The organism is Agrococcus sp. GCM10030265 (assembly GCF_042666675.1).
GTDB lineage: Bacteria > Actinomycetota > Actinomycetes > Actinomycetales > Microbacteriaceae > Agrococcus.
Genome location: NZ_JBHTCZ010000002.1, coordinates 544,377 through 560,594, shown reverse-complemented (window position 1 = coordinate 560,594; position 16,218 = coordinate 544,377). Strand labels below are relative to the sequence as shown.

Here is a 16,218-nt window from a genome sequence, read left to right as displayed (position 1 = left end):
GCCGTCCCTCGGTCGTCTCGTGCCTCGTCGCGGACCGCGAGGTGAGCGATGCCTCACCCGAAGTTGACACCTTTCGGGTTCTCGTCCCTCGCGCCACCTCACCCGCCGACACTGACCATGCGCTCATGCACATGGAGGAACAGTGGATCGCCGACGACTCCGGCAGACCCTCGGGATGGTCGCCGTCGCGGCCGCAGTCGTGCTCGCCCCTCCGGGTCTCGGTGTGGCCCAGGCTGCCCCGAGTGCCACGGCCGCCGTCGACGGCGACCACATCGCGAACGGCATCGAGGAGCGCATGTGCGGTTCGCAGACCTGCGCCGACGGTTCCGAGGATCGCGATGGCGATGGGATCTCGGACTGGGTCGAGGCACAGGCGTGCGAACGCGGGACGACCTGCGCCGATGCGTCGGAGGATGAGGATCGCGACGGCGTGCCCGACTTCGCGGGTTCGATCGTGTGCGGGTCGGCTCTCGGCTCGTCACCAGCGAAGGTGCCGCCGGCGAGCACACCTACGCCTACGACGCGGGCGGCAACATCCTGCGGATGACAGGCCCCCTCGGCGAGACGATCCAGTCGTTCAACGCGGCGAACCAGCGGACGACATCGAGCGGGACGGTCGACGCCTCGTACGAATACGACGCCGCGGGACAGCGCATCGCGGAGACGACCCCTGACGGCACGACCACGACGGGCTACACGGCGCTCGGGCAGGTCGCCCGGATCGCCACTCCGGACCGCTCCGCCGACTATGGGTACGACGGGCTCGGACGCGCGCTGACCGTCACGGATGCGTCAGGCGCAGGACAGCAGACCACGACGCAGGCGTGGGATGGGCTGGACGTCATCGGTCAGAGCAACGACGAGCACGGCACGACTGCCGTCGTTCGCGACCGCGTCGGGCAGCTCGTGCTCGAGGCCGGCGACGACGATGACGCCCGTTGGGCGCTCCTCGACAGGCTCGGATCCGTCGTCGGCCAAGTCGGCGGCGGACGCATCGAGCAGCTCGCGAGCTACTCCGACTTCGGGGAGCAGGCCTTCGGCACGACGGGCTGGGACAGCGAGACCGGCTTCGGCGGCGAGCAGGTCAACCCCGAGCTCGGCGTCACCAACTACTACGCACGCACCTATGACCCGTCGACGGGCACGTGGCTGTCGCAGGACTCGTGGAGGGGACTGCTCGCGCAGCCGCAGACGCTCGCTCGATACGCGTTCGTCGAGAACAATCCCACCACCTTCCTCGACGACTCCGGCTTCTGCAGCTACAAGGGACGTGAGAGCGGCTGCCGCAGCACGATCGGCGGCAAGACGCCCAAGCCCTCGCCAGGCGGCAGCCGGGGCACGGGGTCGCTCGGTGCCTCCATCGGTGCCGGTCAGCCCATCGGGTCCATCAGCCGACCCTCGCCCCGTGGCGTCCCCGCGGCAGCGGCAGGGATGGCGGCGTCCGCTCCCGCACCCGCTGCTGCCAGCGCGAGCTTCATCCCGATGCGGCATGACCGCCCGAGCGCCGCCACCGCTCCGTGTCTGGGATTGCTCCCGTTCAGCATCATCCCAGGCCTGAGCGTCTTGCCTTTCCTCGCCTGTGGTGCAGCGTCAGCCAATAGCCGCGTGGACTACACCTACTCGTGGGACCTCGGCGCCGCTGACGGGATGTCGCCTGAGGATGCGATGGCGATCTTCCAGCAGCGCCCCGACGAGATCTTCCCGTTCCTGATCGACGGGTGCACGACGCTGACGACGGGTAGCACCTGCGACCTGCACGCCTTCGAGCTGCGAGGGTCCCCAGACTGGGCGAGCTTCGTCGCGGGACTCGTTCCGAATGGGCATGGGACGGTCTCGGTCACGTCGACGCCGAACTCAGTCCTCTTCGAGGTGCAGAGCGACGGCTACTTCGAACAGGCCGGCTCGACGATCGAGTTCACCGTGATCGAGCGCGACGGCCATCTGCACCTCGTCCAGACCGGCCATGGAGTACCTGACAGTCTGCTCACGGAGATCGCGAATGACAACTACGCCCCGTGGCCTACGTGGTGGCTGCAACGCATGAGATTCCGAGATGTGCTCGATGAGTACCGTCCCTGAGCCTTCCGTTCGCGGCTCCTGGTGGCGATGGGCGCTCGCCAGCGTCATCGCGGCGAACCTTGCGTCCCTCGCTTCGTTCGCGATCGGGATCATGAATCAGAGCTATGTGAACTTCGCGCTGCCGCTCTCGCTGGTGCTCGCGCCTGTGCTCTGGTCTGCGACGAGCATCGTGACCTCACTGGCCTTCATCCCCCTGGCCGCGATCCTCAGGCACGTCTCCAGCCGAATCCCGCGCGCGATCGGTGCACTGGTCGCGGTCCTGCCTCTCGCAGCCGCGGTGATCGACTGGGACGACGTGGTGATCTCCGGCACAAGACTGGCCTTCGTCATCCCGCTTGCCGGAGTCGCCTACGCGCTGCTGGGCGACAGGGCCGAGACGGGCAGCCAAGGCGTCGCAGACGTGGATCGCCTCCTCCGCGCATCGGCATTCGGAGTCGTTCTCGGCATCGCTTCTGGTGGCTTCTCCCTCCTGCTGCTGGCGGTGAGCGAGGCCATCGCGCTGACCTCTGGAGGTTCGACGCGAAACGGAGCCACGTTCATGGATCCTGAAGGGATCTTCCTCATGGCGTTCGCGCGTAGTCCTGTGCTGCTGTTCGCCAGTGCGCTGACGCCGGTGGCTGCTGTCGCGGCCTCGAGGCGCAACCTACTGGTTCGGTCGACGATCTTCCTGGTCGCTGCGGCCGGAGTCGTCGGATTCAGCATGCTCGGAGCGATCGAGCTCGTGCCGGTCGCATCGGCGCTGCTGACCGCGCTGGTCATGGTTCCGGCGCTCGCAATAGGAGCGCGGGTTCAGGCGCAGTTCGATGGCGCAGCTTCGCGCGGCAGTGATGACGACTAAGGGGAGAAGAGATGAAGATCGCGATCACAGGAGGCACGGGTTTCGTCGGGCGGCATCTCGCGCAACGGCTGGGCCCCGAGCGCACCGTCGTCGTCTCGCGCCGCACGGGCGTCGCCGTCGACGACGTCGACGCGCTCGCGGCTGCGTTCGAGGGCTGCGACGCCGTCGCGCATTGCGCGGGGATCAACCGCGAGATCGGCGATCAGACGTACCAGCGCGTCCACGTCGAGGGGCGCGGGCGGTCGTCGAGGCCGCGCGTCGAGCCGGTGTGCGTCGCATCGTGATGGTGAGCTTCCTGCGGGCTCGCCCGGACTGCGGCTCGCCGTATCACGAGTCGAAGTGGGCGGCGGAGGAGATCGTGCGCCGATCGGGCATCGACCACACGATCCTCAAGTGCGGCATGATCTACGGCTCCGGCGACCACATGGTCGACCACGTGACGAAGGCCGTGCGGACGTTCCCGATCTTCGCGACCGTCGGATACTCCGAGCGGATGGTGCGGCCCATCGCGGTCGACGACGCGGTCGACGTGCTGGTCGCGGCGCTCGAAGGCCGCGTCACCGAGTCGACGGTCGCCGTCATGGGGCCGGAGCGGCTCGAGCTCGGTGCTGCCGTGCGACGCATCGCGGAGGTCGCGGGGCGGCGACCCGTGTACGTGCGGGCGCCGATCTGGTCGATCCGGGCGCTCGCGCAGGTGACGGAGTGGACGATGGTGACGCCGCTCGTCGCGAAGGCGCAGGCGTTCATGCTCGCCGAGGGGGTCGACGCACCCGCCCCGGCCGCCCCCGAGCTGCCGGAGCCCCTCCGCCCGCATCGGATGTTCACGGCGGAGCGCATCCGCGCCGCGATGCCCCACGGGCGCTTCGGTCGCGCCGATCTCCGGGGCCTTCGACGCAGACCGTGACCCGGCGAACGGCTCGTGCTCCGCGCTCGGGATGTCACGTCGCCAGGCGTATAGCGTGAGCGGATGCTGCACTCCTCCTCCGCACGCATCGACGGCTCGGGCGAGGCATCCGCGATCGGTGCCGCCGCGCCCGCGCCCTGGCCGCTGCCGACCCTCGCGCGCATGCTCGACGACCTCGGCACGACGTTCCTGTCGCCGCTCGTGCCGCTGCCGGATCCCGAGCGCCGCATCGGCGGCGTGCTCGTGTACGACCCGCTCGACAACCAGGCCGTGCCGCACGGGGCCGTCGTGCTCGGCGTGGGGCTCGCCGACGGGCCGCAGCTGCGCACGGTGCTGGGGCTCGCGGGCGCGCAGGGTGCGAGCGCGATCGTGCTGCGCGAGCCCGTCGTCGTCGACGATGCGACCGCCGAGGTCGCGCGCGAGCGCGGCGTCGCGCTCCTCGGCCTCACGCGCGGCGCATCGTGGGCGCAGCTCGGCACCATGGTGTCGTCGCTGCTCGCGCAGTCGCAGCAGCCGCCCGCCGACGGCACGATCGGCGGCCTGCCGAGCGGCGACCTCTTCACGCTCGCGAACGCCATCTCGGCCCTGCTCGACGCACCCATCACGATCGAGGACCGCTCGTCGCGCGTCATCGCGTTCTCGAGCAGGCAGGACGGCGCGGACGCGTCGCGCGTCGCCACGATCCTCGAGCGCCAGGTGCCCGAGCGGTACTCGCGCCTGCTCACGGAGGCCGGCTTCTTCAAGACGCTCTACGCCTCGCAGGATCCCGCCTACATCGACCTCACGGTCGACGGCGAGGAGCTGAAGAAGCGCGCAGCCCTCGCGGTGCGGGCGGGCGACGAGATCCTCGGCTCGATCTGGGCGGCCGTCACGGAGCCCCTGAGCGCCGAGCGCACGTCGGCGCTGCAGGACGCGGCCAAGGTCGTCGCGCTGCACATGCTGCGCATCCGCGCGGGCGCCGACGTCACGCACCGCATGCGCGCCGACGTGCTGAGCACCGCGCTCGAGGGGCGCGAGGGGTCGGCGTACGCGCTCGAGCGGCTCGGGATCGCCGACGAGCACGTCGCGGTCTTCGCCGCAGGCATCGTCGGCGACGACGAGAGCCTCGACGAGGCGAGCGGACGCGAGGCGAGGCGCCAGCGCATCGCCGACGCGATCGTCGTGCATCTCGCCGCCGTGCACCCGAAGGCGAGCGCCGCGCTCATGGGCGGCACGATCTACGGCCTCATCCCCGTGCGCTCGCCCGAGCAGGGCGAGGCGCAGGCCGCGCGCCTCGCGAGCGACTTCCTCGCGCGCATCGGCGAGGCGTCGGGGCTCGCGATCGGCATCGGCCGCATCACGAGCGGCGCCCGCGGGCTCGTGCACTCGCGCGAGGGCGCCGAGCGCGCGCTGCGCGTGCTCATGCAGCAGGCGACGCCCGCGCGCGTCGCGCTCTTCAGCGACGTCCACGTCGAGTCGCTGCTGCTCGAGCTGCGCGACCGCTTCGCCGTGGGCGGGGAGTGGGCGACGGGGCCCGTCGCCCGGCTGCTCGAGCACGACCGCGAGCACGACAGCGAGTTCGTCGAGACGCTGCGCGTCTGGCTCGACTGCATGGGCGACGTCTCGACGGCGGCCGACCGCCTGCACATCCACCCCAACACCTTCCGCTACCGCCTGCGGCGGCTCGCGGAGGTGGGCGACATGGACCTCGCGGATGCGGATGCGCGCTTCGCCGCGCAGCTGCAGCTGCGCATCGTGCCCGAGCTCGTACGCCGCACCTGAGCGCTCGACGAGCGAGGCACGCTGCCGCATCGATCGATCGCACAACGCCGTCGCACGCGCACTGGCGGATCAGACGATGCCGCCGGGACGCACGCTTGCCAGGCTCGTGACCACGCGTTCCATGCGGGAGAGGCGAGGTGAGGCGTGGCGACCACGACGACCGTGCTGGCGCTCGCGGCGCAGCAACGCCGCGGCAACCCCTGGGTGCGCTACCTCGGGCGCCGCGCCCTGTACTTCGCCGCGTCGCTCGTCGTGCTCGTCACGCTCGCGTTCCTGCTCGTGCAGCTCATCCCGGGCGACCCCGCACGTGCATCGGCGGGCGAGCTCGCGACGCCGGAGGCCGTCGAGGCACGCCGCGTCGAGCTCGGCCTCGACCAGCCGCTGATCGTGCAGTACCTGCGCTTCTGGGGCGGCGTGCTGACGGGCGACCTCGGCGACTCCTTCACCTCGCGCACGCCCGTCATCGAGGTCCTCGCGACCAGGGCGCCCGCGACGCTCGAGCTCGCATTCCTCGCCGTCGCCGTCGTGCTCGTCGTCGCCATCCCCACGGGCCTCGCGTTCGGCGCGCTCACGCGCGGGCAGCGCCGACCGGGCACCGAGGCGGGCTTCACGTCGATCTCCGCGATCGTCGCCGTCATCCCCGAGTTCCTCGCCGGCATCGTGCTCGTGTACCTCTTCGCCGTCAACGTGCAGTGGCTGCCCGTGGCCGGGAGATCGGATGCGGCGTCGTACGTGCTGCCCGTCATCGCGCTCGCGCTCGGCCCGACCGCGGCGCTCACGCGCATCGTGCGCGCCGAGACCCACACGGTGCTCGAGCAGGACTACATCCGCACGGCGCGCTCCCGGCGCATGTCGGCCGGGCGTCTCTACCGCAGGCACGTGCTGCCCAACCTGCTGACGTCGACGCTCACGATCTCAGGCCTGCTGCTCGGCGGCATGATCGCCGGCACGGTGCTCGTCGAGAACATCTTCGCGTGGCCGGGGCTCGGCAGCACGATCGTCAGCTCGATCCAAGGACAGGACTTCCCGCTCGTGCAGGCGATCATCCTCTTCTACGGCGCCGCGGTGCTGCTCATCAACCTCGTCGTCGACGTCATCCTCATCGTCGTCGACCCGCGCACGGCGCTGGACGCCGCATGAGCCGCACGTCGCGTCGCGTGCTCGCGGTGCTGCGCTCGCCCGTCGGCATCCTCGCCGTCGTCGCGTGCCTGGCGCTCGCCTTCCTCACCACCTTCGCGCCCATCCTCTGGGGTGCGGCGGCCGCCGTCACCGACACCGAGCAGCTGTCGCAGCCGCCGAGCGCGGAGCACGTGTTCGGCACCGACGGCAGCGGCAGGGACATCCTGCTGCGCACGCTCGTCGCGACCCGGCTGTCGGTCGTCATGGCGCTCACCGCGACGGTCGCGGGCGTCGTGTGCGGCGTGATCGTGGGTCTGCTGCCGCTCATGCTGGGCGGGCGCGCGGGCAGGCTCATCGTCGCCGCCATCAACATCGGCGTCGCCTTCCCGAGCCTGCTGCTCGCCATCGCGTTCTCGGTGATCCTCGGCCAGAGCGGCACGGCTGCGACGCTCGCGATCGCGATCGCCATGATCCCGAGCTACGGGCGGCTGACGCACAACCTCGCGGCCTCCGTCTGGGGTCGCGACTTCGTGTCGGCGGCGCGCGTGCTCGGCGTGCCCGACTGGCGCACCGTGCTGCGGCACGTGCTGCCCAACGTGCGCGACCCGCTGCTCGTGAACGCCGCCATCACGGCAGGCACGGCGCTGCTCGCGTTCGCGGGCCTCTCGTTCCTCGGCCTCGGCATCCAGGTGCCCGAGTACGACTGGGGCCGCATGCTCAACGAGGGCGTGACGCGCATCTTCGTCACGCCGGCTGCCGCGCTCGTGCCCGGCGCCGCCATCATCCTCGCCGGCCTCACGTTCGTGCTGCTCGGCGAGGTGCTCGGGCAGGCGCTCACGCCGTCGACCAGGGGTCGGCTGCCGCGCGCGATGCGTCGAGCGCCGCGCGAGGTCGAGCCCGCATCGGACGCGCGCGGCGTCGACGAGGATGCGGTGCTCTCGGTGCGCGACCTCCGCGTCGCCGCGCCCGGCGCCGACGGCAGCTGGCAGCCGCTCGTGCACGGCATCTCGTTCGACGTGGCCCGGGGTGAGATCGTGGGCGTCGTGGGGGAGTCCGGATCGGGCAAGAGCGTGACCCTCATGGCCGTCGCGGGGCTGCTCGAGGCGCCGCTGCGCGTGGGCGCCTCCGCCGCGCACTTCGACGGCGCGGCGCTGCCGATGACGACCGACCCCCGCGCGTCGTCGGTCGACCACCGGCTCGGGCAGCGCCTCGCGATCGTCTTCCAGGATCCGATGTCGTCGCTGAACCCCGCGCTCAGCGTCGGCTCGCAGGTCGCCGAGCCCGGCATCCTGCACCTCGGGATGTCGAGGGCGGAGGCGAGGGCCGCGGCGATCGACCGGCTGCATGCGGTGCGCATCCCCGATGCCGAGCGTCGCTACGGCCAGTACCCGCACGAGTACTCCGGTGGCATGCGACAGCGAGCGATGATCGCGACGGGCCTCATGGGCACGCCGGCGCTCATCCTCGCCGACGAGCCGACGACCGCCCTCGACGTCACGGTGCAGGCCGAGATCCTCGCCCAGCTGCGCCGCGTCAACGAGGAGCACGGCACCGCGATCGTGCTCGTGTCGCACGACATCGCCGTCGTCACCTCGCTGTGCACGCGCGTGCTCGTCATGTACCGCGGCCAGCTGGTCGAGGACGTGCGGTCGAGCGACCTCAAGGCGGGGCGCGCCACCCACCCCTACACGCGCGCGCTGCTCGCCACCGTGCCCACGATGTCGACCGCGCGCGGCGAGCCCATGGCATCCATCCCCGACGACGCGGACTTCTCGGCAGGCTCGGCGGCGGCGGGCGTCGAGATCGTGCGCGCAGCCGACGACCCCGCGCTCGTCGAGACGTTCGGCGAGTCGGCCCTGGCAGAGGAGGCCTCATGAGCGTGCCGCTGACCTTCGAGACGGTCACGATCACGTTCGGCCACGGGCGCTCGACGTTCGCGGCCGTGCGCGGCGTCGACCTCGTCGTCGAGCCGGGCGAGATGCTCGGGCTCGTCGGGGAGTCGGGATCGGGCAAGTCGACCCTCGCGCGCGCCGCCGTCGGGCTGCAGGAGCCGTCGGCCGGCCGCATCCTGCTCGGCGACACCGTCATCTCGCGTGCACGGGGCGCCGCGGCACGCGAGCGTCGACGCGTGCAGATGATCTTCCAGGATCCGCAGTCGTGCTTCGACCCGAGGCGCACGATCGGCCAGTCGGTCGACGAGGCGCTCGTGCAGGCCGCGCGTCGCGAGGGCGCCTCGGCGGCGGGCGCCCGGGCTCGCCGCGCCGAGATCGGCGAGCTGCTGCACGCCGTCGCCCTGCCGGCCGCGATGGCCGATCGGATGCCGAGCGAGCTGTCGGGCGGGCAGCGTCAGCGCGTCGCCGTCGCGCGGGCGATCGCGGCCCGGCCCTCGGTGGTGCTCGCCGACGAGATCACCTCCGCGCTCGACGTGTCGGTGCAGGGTGCCGTGCTGAACCTGCTGCGCGACCTGCAGCGCGAGCTTGGCTTCTCGGTGCTGTTCATCAGCCACAACCTCGCGGTCGTGCGCGCGGTGTGCGATCGGGTCGCGGTGATGCGGCATGGCGCGCTCGTCGAGGTGGGCGAGACCCTGCAGGTGCTCGAGCGGCCGAGCGAGCCGTACACGAGCGAGCTCATCGCCGCCGTGCCGACGCTCTGACGCCGGGTCGCGCGACCCGCACCACGCGGTGCGCGGCCGGCCGCGGTGCGCGACCGGCCGCGCCCCGGCGGCTCAGCGTGCCGCGGCGTGGCGCTCGACCCAGTCGACGACGCGCTCGCAGTAGTCGCGGCGATGCGCGAGCGGCCCGTTCAGGATGAACAGGTGCGAGCCGCCCGGGTAGAGCACGAGCCGAGACTCGACACCGTGCTCGCGCAGCAGCGCGTGCCACAGCTCCGCCTGCGCCACGGGGCAGCGCTGGTCGTCGGCGCCGTGGAGGATGAGCGACGGCGTCGTCACGCGATCGGCGTACGTCGACGGCGACAGTCGGGCGGCGTTCGCGGCGCCGCCGATCTCGAGATCGCGCAGCAACCCGCCCAGGTCGCTCGACGCCCCCTGCGTGCGCTGATCGCAGACGAGTCCGCCCGGCACGGCCGCGCGGAAGCGGTCGGTGACCGTCGTGAGCCAGGCCGTCATGAAGCCGCCGTAGCTGTAGCCCGTGACCGCGAGGCGCTCGGGGTCGGCGACGCCGTCGGCGACGAGCCGGTCGAGCGGCTCGAGGAAGTCCTGCTGGTCGAGCTCGCCCCAACCGCCGACGGCTGCGGTGAGGAAGGCCTCGCCGTAGCCGTCGGAGCCGCGCGGGTTGAGGGTCAGCACGTTCCAGCCGCGTGCGGCGAGGAGCTGGTGGTAGAGGTGCGCGGCGTCGGCGGCGCCGGTCCACGCGTTGTGGGGGCCGCCGTGGATGTCGAGCAGCGTCGGTGCGGGCGCGTCGGTCTCCGGCGCGCGCAGCAGCCAGCCGTGCACCGTCGTGCCGTCGGCGATCGCGAACGACACAGGTCGCGTCCGCACGAACGCCACGTCGGGCAGCGCATCGCCGAGGTGGTCGGTGAGGCGTCGCACCGCGTCGCCGGCGCCGTCGGAGGCGCGCAGGTCGAGCAGCGCGAGCTCGGCGGTCACCGCCGGATCCGACACGCGCACGACCGCGCGCGTGCCCGCCACCGAGAGGCCGCTCACGACCACGCCCTCGCCTGCGTCGTGCCTGCGGAGGTCGCCGCCGTCCGCGTCGAGGGAGTGCACCACGGTCTGCCCGCCGTCGCGCACGCAGAAGACGAGGCGGCCGTCGGCGTCGAACGCGGGTGCGCCGCCCGGGTAGCCGGGCCCGCCGCCCATGACGTTGCGGTCGAGGCCCTCGGCGAGGATCGTGGCCGAGCCGTCGGCGACGTCGAGGCGCACGAGCCGTCCGTGCCCCACTCGCGTCGCCAGGTCGCCGATCGCCACGACGGCGGCGCCGTCGGGCATCCACGCGAGGGGTCCGCCGACGGCGTTCGCCGCGAACGGGAGCCGCACGGAGGAGCGGGGAGCGGCGACGTCGACGAGGCCGACGCGACGCGCGAGCGGATGCCCGTCGACCTCGACGCCCGACTGCGCGAACGCGATCGTCGCACCGTCGGGCGACCATGCCGGGTCGGTGCAGTGCCCCTCGACCGTCAGGCGCTCCACGTGGCCGTCGGCGACGCGTACGACGTGCACGTGCATGCGCGCCGTGGCGACCGAGCCGAGGCCGTCGACCTTGTGGTCGGGGTCGCCGTCGAACACGAGCGGCGCCGGGGGCGTCGCCTCGGCGTCGTCGACGAGCGCGACGAACGCGAGCATCGTCCCATCGGGCGAGAAGGCGGGCGCACCCGCGACGCGGAGCCCGCTCGTCAGCCGCGTGGCCTCGCCGCCGGCGAGCGGCACGAGGTGGATGCCCGGGTCGCCGCCGTCCTTCCGCACGAAGGCGACCGTCGCGCCGTCCGGCGACACGGCGGGATCCGCGTCGACGTCGCCCGTCGTGAGCCGCGCATCCTCCCCGCCCTCGATCGTGCGGACGTGCAGCTGCGACGTCGCAGCGCCCGAGGCGCCGACGCGCGACACGACCGAGACGACGCGCGCGCCATCGGGCGACAGCACGGGGCTGCCCGGCTCGACGAACGCTCCGAGGTCGTCGAGGGTGGGGGTGCGGCTCACGATGCCACCTGCGTCAGTCGCGTGCGGAAGCGCTCGAGCCGGTCGACGTCGACCTCGACGCCGAAGCCCGGACCGGTCGGCACGTCGACGACGCCGTCGTGCATGCGCAGGGGCTCGGTCACGACGTCCTCGGCGTAGAAGCGGTCGGAGCCGGAGATGTCGCCGGGCAGCGTGAAGCCGGGCAGCGCAGCGAGGGCGGCGTTCGCCGCGCGGCCGATGCCCGTCTCCAGCATGCCGCCGCACCACACGGCGATGCCGTGCGCGCTGGCGATGTCGTGGATGCGTCGCGCCTCGAGGTACCCGCCGACGCGACCGGGCTTGACGTTCACGACGGCGGCGGCGCCCAGCACGATGGCGTCGACCGCCGACTCGGCGGAGTCGATCGACTCGTCGAGGCACATGGGCGTCGTCATGAGCCGCGCCAGCTCGGCGTGCTGACGGATGTCGGCCTCGCCGAGCGGCTGCTCGATGAGCAGCAGCCCGTGCTCGTCGAGACGTCGCAGATGGGCGGCGTCCACGAGGGTGTATGCGGCGTTCGCGTCGACCTGGAACGGCAGCTCGTCGCCGAACTCGCGTCGCACGGCCGCGACGTGCTCGACGTCGGCGCCGGGCCGGATCTTCAGCTTGATGCGGGCGTAGCCCTGCTCGACGTAGCCGCCGATGACGCCGAGCGTCTCGCCGACGGAGTCCTGGATGCCGACGGAGACGCCCGAGGGCACCGTCGGGCGCACGGCGCCGAGGTAGGACGCGAACGACCGCCCCTCGGCCCGCAGCTGCGCGTCGAGGATCGCCATCTCGACCGAGGCCTTCGCCATGCGGTGCCCGACGATCCTGCGCAGGTGATGGGCGACGGTCTCGGCCGTGAGGTCGTCGACGGCCAGCAGCACGGGGCCGATCCAGCGCTCGATGACCTCCGCCGCACCGTCGACGTGCTCGGGGGAGTAGAAGGGCCGGTCGAGCGCGACGTTCTCGCCCCATCCGGTCACGACGTCGCCGGAGGCCGTCTCGAGCCGTGCCTCGACGAGGAAGCAGCGCTTGTGCGTCTGCGTCATGAACGACGTCGTGAACGGCGCGACGAGCGGCATCTCGACGTGGTGGAGGCGGAGGCCGAGGAGTCTCATGGTGTCCCTTCGCGGTGGAGCACGTACTGGCGTGCACGGGTGAAGTCGGCGACGATCCAGCCGTCGTCGAGCAGGGTCGAGAGCGCGTGGCGCGTGGCGTGCCGCCATCGCAGCGCCTGCTGCGGGTCGACGCGGCGCATCGCCTCGACGTCGGCGGGCACGCCGACGGTCGCGACGCGCGCGTCGGGGCCGGGCAGCGCGACGGTCGACGGCTCGCCGGCGTCGTCGCCGAGCACGACGTGCGCGCCGCCGGGCGCACCGTCGATCGATGACGAGCCGGGTTCGGGCGGGTCGAGGCGCAGGTCCCAGCGCACCACCATGCGGTCGGAGCCCTGGCCGGCGTTGATGACGTCGGTCATCTCCCCGTAGAGGTCCGGATGGTACGAGACGGCTCGCGCGCCGAGCCGACGCATGTTGAAGTAGGCGTTCCTCGCGACCAGCGGGTCGTACGTCCACGCCATGGCGTCGATGCCGCGCTCGAGGCACCACGCGCGCTGGTAGAGCTTGATCGCGCGCCCGAGGCCGCGCCCCGTCGCGGCGTCGAGCAGCCCGACGATGTGCGAGTGGAAGGGCGTGCCCGGCGGTCCGCAGAACCCGGCCGCTGCGCCGACGGGCGTCTCGCCCTCCATGGCGACGGTCACGAGGTTGCCGGCGTGCGCGATGGCGACGAGCATCGCCGGATCCATGATCTGCGTGCCCTGGCGGCTCCACACCGCGCTCAGCACCGTCGCGATGCGGTGCGCTGCGACGGGGTCGGCGGCGTCGACCATCGTGATGCCCGCCGCAGCGAGGGCCTCGTCGGCGAGCGCGCGAGCGGCTGCGACGGGCGTCGCGATCGCCGAGTCGGCGTGCGCATCGATCACGCTGTCCCCTTCGTCCGGTGATGGTGCCAGGCTCGCGGGTCCGCGCCGACGCGGCATCATGCAAGCCGCCCATCCCCGATCCCCGTGCTTGTCCGAAGCGACAAGGCGGTGCGATCCGACGATCGGCGACGTCGCTCGTCGTCGGCGCGGCCGATGCGCGCGGCCGCGTCGGCGCCGATCGTGTGCGCATGGGACTGCGGCAGACGGTGGAGGCGCTCGAGGAGCGGTGGGGGATGCGGGCGTTCGTGCACGCGGCGCGCGTGGGCGGCGGAGGCGAGGTGGGCGTCCGCGACGACGCACCCGTCGTGGCCGCGAGCGTGTGCAAGGTGCCCGTGCTCGTCGAGGCGTGCATGCAGGTCGCGACGGGCGAGGTCGATCCGACTCGGCGCATCGCGCTGGGGGCCGACGACGTCCGCGCACCGGGGCCGACGGGTCTGTCGGTCTTCCTCGATCCCGTGGCGCTCTCGTTCCGCGACCTGTGCATGTCGATGATCACGGTCTCCGACAACCGTGCGACCGACGTCGTCATGGCCGCGGTCGGGCTCGAGCGCATCGCTGCGCGCATGCGTGCGCTCGGCCTCGTCGACACGGTCGTCGAGGTCGACTGCGCCGCGCTGCTCGGCTCGCTCGCCGACGACCTGGGCGTGCCGCGCGGCGCCGACCTCGCCATCGGGGTCGGTGACGAGGAGGCGCTCCGCGGCGCGGCCGTGCTCGACCCCGCGCGCACCAACCGCACGACGCCGCGGGAGTCGACGGCGCTGCTCGATCGCATCTGGACCGAGCGCGACCTGCACCCCGTCGCATGCGCCGAGGCGCGGCGCATCCTCGGGCTGCAGGTCTGGCCGCACCGGCTGCGCGCGGGCTTCCCGGACGACGGCGTCCGCGTGAGCGGCAAGACGGGCACGCTGCCGATGGTGCGCAACGAGGTCGGCGTCGTCGAGCACGTCGCGACGGGCGAGGCGTGGGCCGTCGCCGTGTTCCTGCGCCTGCCGACCGCGGCGTCGGTCGTGCCGTGGGCGGATCGCGCGATCGGCGAGATCGCCGCGGCCGCCGTCGCGGAGCTGCGTGACGCGTGAGGTGCCCGACCTGTCGCTTCGCCCAAGCCCGGTCGAGCGCTTCGGTGCGTTCCGACGATGCCGCGGACGTCGGCGAGCGAGAGAGTGCGAGCAGACGATGACCAGGCTCCCTGCACGACCCATCGGAGGACTCCCATGAAGAAGAAGATGCTCGGCGTCGCCGCGGGTGCGGCGCTCGCGATCGTCCTTGCCGGATGCGGAGGCGGCGGCTCCGGTGGCAGCGGCGGGGCCGCGGGCGAGCCCGTCGTCGACGGGACGCTGACGTTCGCGATCAACGAGGATCCCGGCAACCTCTTCCGTCACCTCAACTCCAGCGCGACGCTCAGCTACGTCTACCCGTGGGCGTACGAGGCGCCCGTGTACTTCGACGACGCCGGCGAGCCGCAGGGCTGGCTCGCGGAGTCGTGGGAGGAGACCCCGACGTCGCTGCAGTTCACGATCCGCGACGGCGTCATGTGCGAGGACGGCACGACCCTCACGGCCGAGACCGTCGCGAACAACTACCGGTGGATGCTCGACCCGGCGAACGGCTCGAGCTTCGTCGGCCTCGTGGTGCCCGCCGACGCCGTCGTCGAGCACGACGAGGCGGCACGCACCGTCACCCTCACGACCACGACCCCGAACTCCTTCCTGCTGCCGCAGCTGGGCATCCACCCCATCTACTGCCAGGGCGCGCTCGACGACCCGGACAGCGTCGCGAGCGCCACGAACGGCACGGGCATGTACGCGCTCACCGAGGCCGTCGCCGGCGACCACTACACGTTCGAGCGCAAGGACGACTACGCGTGGGGCCCCGAGGGCGCGCCGGACGGCTCGACCGCGGGCGTGCCGCAGACCGTCGACGTGCGCATCATCGAGAACCCGAGCACGCGCGCGAACCTGCTGCTCTCCGGCGAGATCGACCTCACGGCGGTGCAGGGTCCCGACGAGGCGCGCGTCGCCGCGACGGCCGACCCGCTCATCTCGACCTCGCTCGTGACGGGCGGGTTCGCCTACAGCCAGGCCGAGGGCCAGCCCACCGCCGACGAGTCGGTGCGCATCGCGCTGACGCAGGCGCTCGACCTCGACGCGCTCATGCGCGTGCAGACGTCCGACACGGGCGAGCGCGCGACGCGCCTCGCCGTGCTGCCCCCGCAGATCTGCCAGTACGACGCCGCGGCGAACCTGCCGAGCAGCGACGTGGAGGCGGCGGAGGCCGCGCTCGACGACGCCGGCTGGGTCATGGGTGCCGACGGCATCCGCGAGCGCGACGGCGAGCAGCTCGTGCTGAGCTTCGCGTGGAACACCCGGTGGCCGGAGACCGCGGCGACCGCCGAGCTCATGGCCGAGCAGTGGGCGGCGATCGGCGTCGGCGTCGAGCAGCACGGTGCGGAGTACGGCGTCTTCATCGAGGACGTCCGCGCCGAGGGCGCCGCGTCCGAGCACGACGTGATCTGGCTGGCGTCGAACTACTCGGTGCCGAACGTGCTGTCGTCGTTCATCTCGGGCGAGGCCCCGCCGACCGGCAACAACTACGCGGCGATCTCGAACCCCGACTTCGACGCGATCGTCGCCGAGGCCGCCGACCTCACCGGCAGCGAGGCGTGCGCGTCGTGGGAGGAGGCCGAGTCCGAGATGTACGCGTCGGCCGACTACGTGCCCTTCGCGATGCGGCCCGACGTCATGTACTCGCGAGGCATCGACGCGCCGATGGGCGCGGCGGGCGACCTCACGTCGTACTTCCTCCTCGTCGAGGAGTAGCGGGAAGGCGGGCGGGTCGTGCCGAGCGCACGCCCGCCCGTCCCCGCGCCGGCTGCGGGC

At 72.5% G+C, this 16,218-nt stretch carries 13 protein-coding genes; 10 read left to right on the top strand and 3 right to left on the bottom strand.

Going from position 1 to position 16,218, the window contains the following annotated elements; genetic code table 11:
- Positions 1-456: 456 nt before the first annotated feature.
- The 8 genes from ACFQPP_RS06870 to ACFQPP_RS06835 all read left to right on the top strand — a co-directional run bounded on the left by ACFQPP_RS06870 (position 457) and on the right by ACFQPP_RS06835 (position 9,354).
- A complete protein-coding gene (locus ACFQPP_RS06870; RefSeq protein WP_376915818.1) occupies positions 457-2,079 on the top strand; it encodes an RHS repeat domain-containing protein in 1,623 nt (540 codons plus the stop codon).
- Entirely contained in the window at positions 2,063-2,917 is an 855-nt protein-coding gene (locus ACFQPP_RS06865) for a hypothetical protein (RefSeq protein ID WP_376915817.1), read from the top strand. Before ACFQPP_RS06870 ends, ACFQPP_RS06865 begins: the two co-directional genes overlap by 17 nt.
- An 11-nt stretch (positions 2,918-2,928) precedes the next feature.
- Positions 2,929-3,201 carry an NAD-dependent epimerase/dehydratase family protein gene (locus ACFQPP_RS06860; protein WP_376915816.1) on the top strand — a complete coding sequence of 91 codons (273 nt, stop codon included), beginning with the start codon at positions 2,929-2,931 and terminating at the stop codon, positions 3,199-3,201.
- Positions 3,186-3,821, top strand: coding sequence for an SDR family oxidoreductase (locus tag ACFQPP_RS06855; protein ID WP_376915815.1), 636 nt, complete (start codon positions 3,186-3,188; stop codon positions 3,819-3,821). Before ACFQPP_RS06860 ends, ACFQPP_RS06855 begins: the two co-directional genes overlap by 16 nt.
- A 63-nt stretch (positions 3,822-3,884) precedes the next feature.
- Entirely contained in the window at positions 3,885-5,582 is a 1,698-nt protein-coding gene (locus ACFQPP_RS06850; protein WP_376915814.1) for a PucR family transcriptional regulator, read from the top strand.
- 144 nt (positions 5,583-5,726) lie between these two features.
- Complete coding sequence (locus ACFQPP_RS06845) at positions 5,727-6,722, top strand: ABC transporter permease (RefSeq protein ID WP_376915813.1); 996 nt, start codon at positions 5,727-5,729, stop codon at positions 6,720-6,722.
- On the top strand, positions 6,719-8,578 hold the full coding sequence (locus ACFQPP_RS06840) for a dipeptide/oligopeptide/nickel ABC transporter permease/ATP-binding protein (protein WP_376915812.1): 1,860 nt from the start codon (positions 6,719-6,721) through the stop codon (positions 8,576-8,578). The genes ACFQPP_RS06845 and ACFQPP_RS06840 overlap by 4 nt, the downstream gene beginning before the upstream one ends.
- Positions 8,575-9,354 carry an ABC transporter ATP-binding protein gene (locus ACFQPP_RS06835; RefSeq protein WP_376915810.1) on the top strand — a complete coding sequence of 260 codons (780 nt, stop codon included), beginning with the start codon at positions 8,575-8,577 and terminating at the stop codon, positions 9,352-9,354. Before ACFQPP_RS06840 ends, ACFQPP_RS06835 begins: the two co-directional genes overlap by 4 nt.
- Before the next feature lie 72 nt (positions 9,355-9,426).
- Here the strand turns inward: ACFQPP_RS06835 and ACFQPP_RS06830 are convergent, their stop codons facing one another.
- Genes ACFQPP_RS06830 through ACFQPP_RS06820 form a run of 3 tightly spaced genes read right to left on the bottom strand, consistent with a single transcriptional unit; the run spans position 9,427 to position 13,342 of the window.
- Positions 9,427-11,358, bottom strand: coding sequence for a S9 family peptidase (locus ACFQPP_RS06830; protein WP_376915809.1), 1,932 nt, complete (start codon positions 11,356-11,358; stop codon positions 9,427-9,429).
- Complete coding sequence (gene menC, locus ACFQPP_RS06825) at positions 11,355-12,479, bottom strand: o-succinylbenzoate synthase (protein ID WP_376915808.1); 1,125 nt, start codon at positions 12,477-12,479, stop codon at positions 11,355-11,357. Before menC ends, ACFQPP_RS06830 begins: the two co-directional genes overlap by 4 nt.
- Positions 12,476-13,342 carry a hypothetical protein gene (locus tag ACFQPP_RS06820; RefSeq protein WP_376915807.1) on the bottom strand — a complete coding sequence of 289 codons (867 nt, stop codon included), beginning with the start codon at positions 13,340-13,342 and terminating at the stop codon, positions 12,476-12,478. The genes menC and ACFQPP_RS06820 overlap by 4 nt, the downstream gene beginning before the upstream one ends.
- 188 nt (positions 13,343-13,530) lie before the next feature.
- Here ACFQPP_RS06820 and ACFQPP_RS06815 point away from each other — a divergent pair, with 188 nt between their 5' ends.
- Both ACFQPP_RS06815 and ACFQPP_RS06810 read left to right on the top strand, forming a co-directional pair.
- Positions 13,531-14,418 carry a serine hydrolase gene (locus ACFQPP_RS06815; RefSeq protein WP_376915806.1) on the top strand — a complete coding sequence of 296 codons (888 nt, stop codon included), beginning with the start codon at positions 13,531-13,533 and terminating at the stop codon, positions 14,416-14,418.
- Positions 14,419-14,553: 135 nt separating this feature from the next.
- Complete coding sequence (locus tag ACFQPP_RS06810) at positions 14,554-16,158, top strand: ABC transporter substrate-binding protein (protein ID WP_376915805.1); 1,605 nt, start codon at positions 14,554-14,556, stop codon at positions 16,156-16,158.
- Positions 16,159-16,218: the final 60 nt, after the last annotated feature.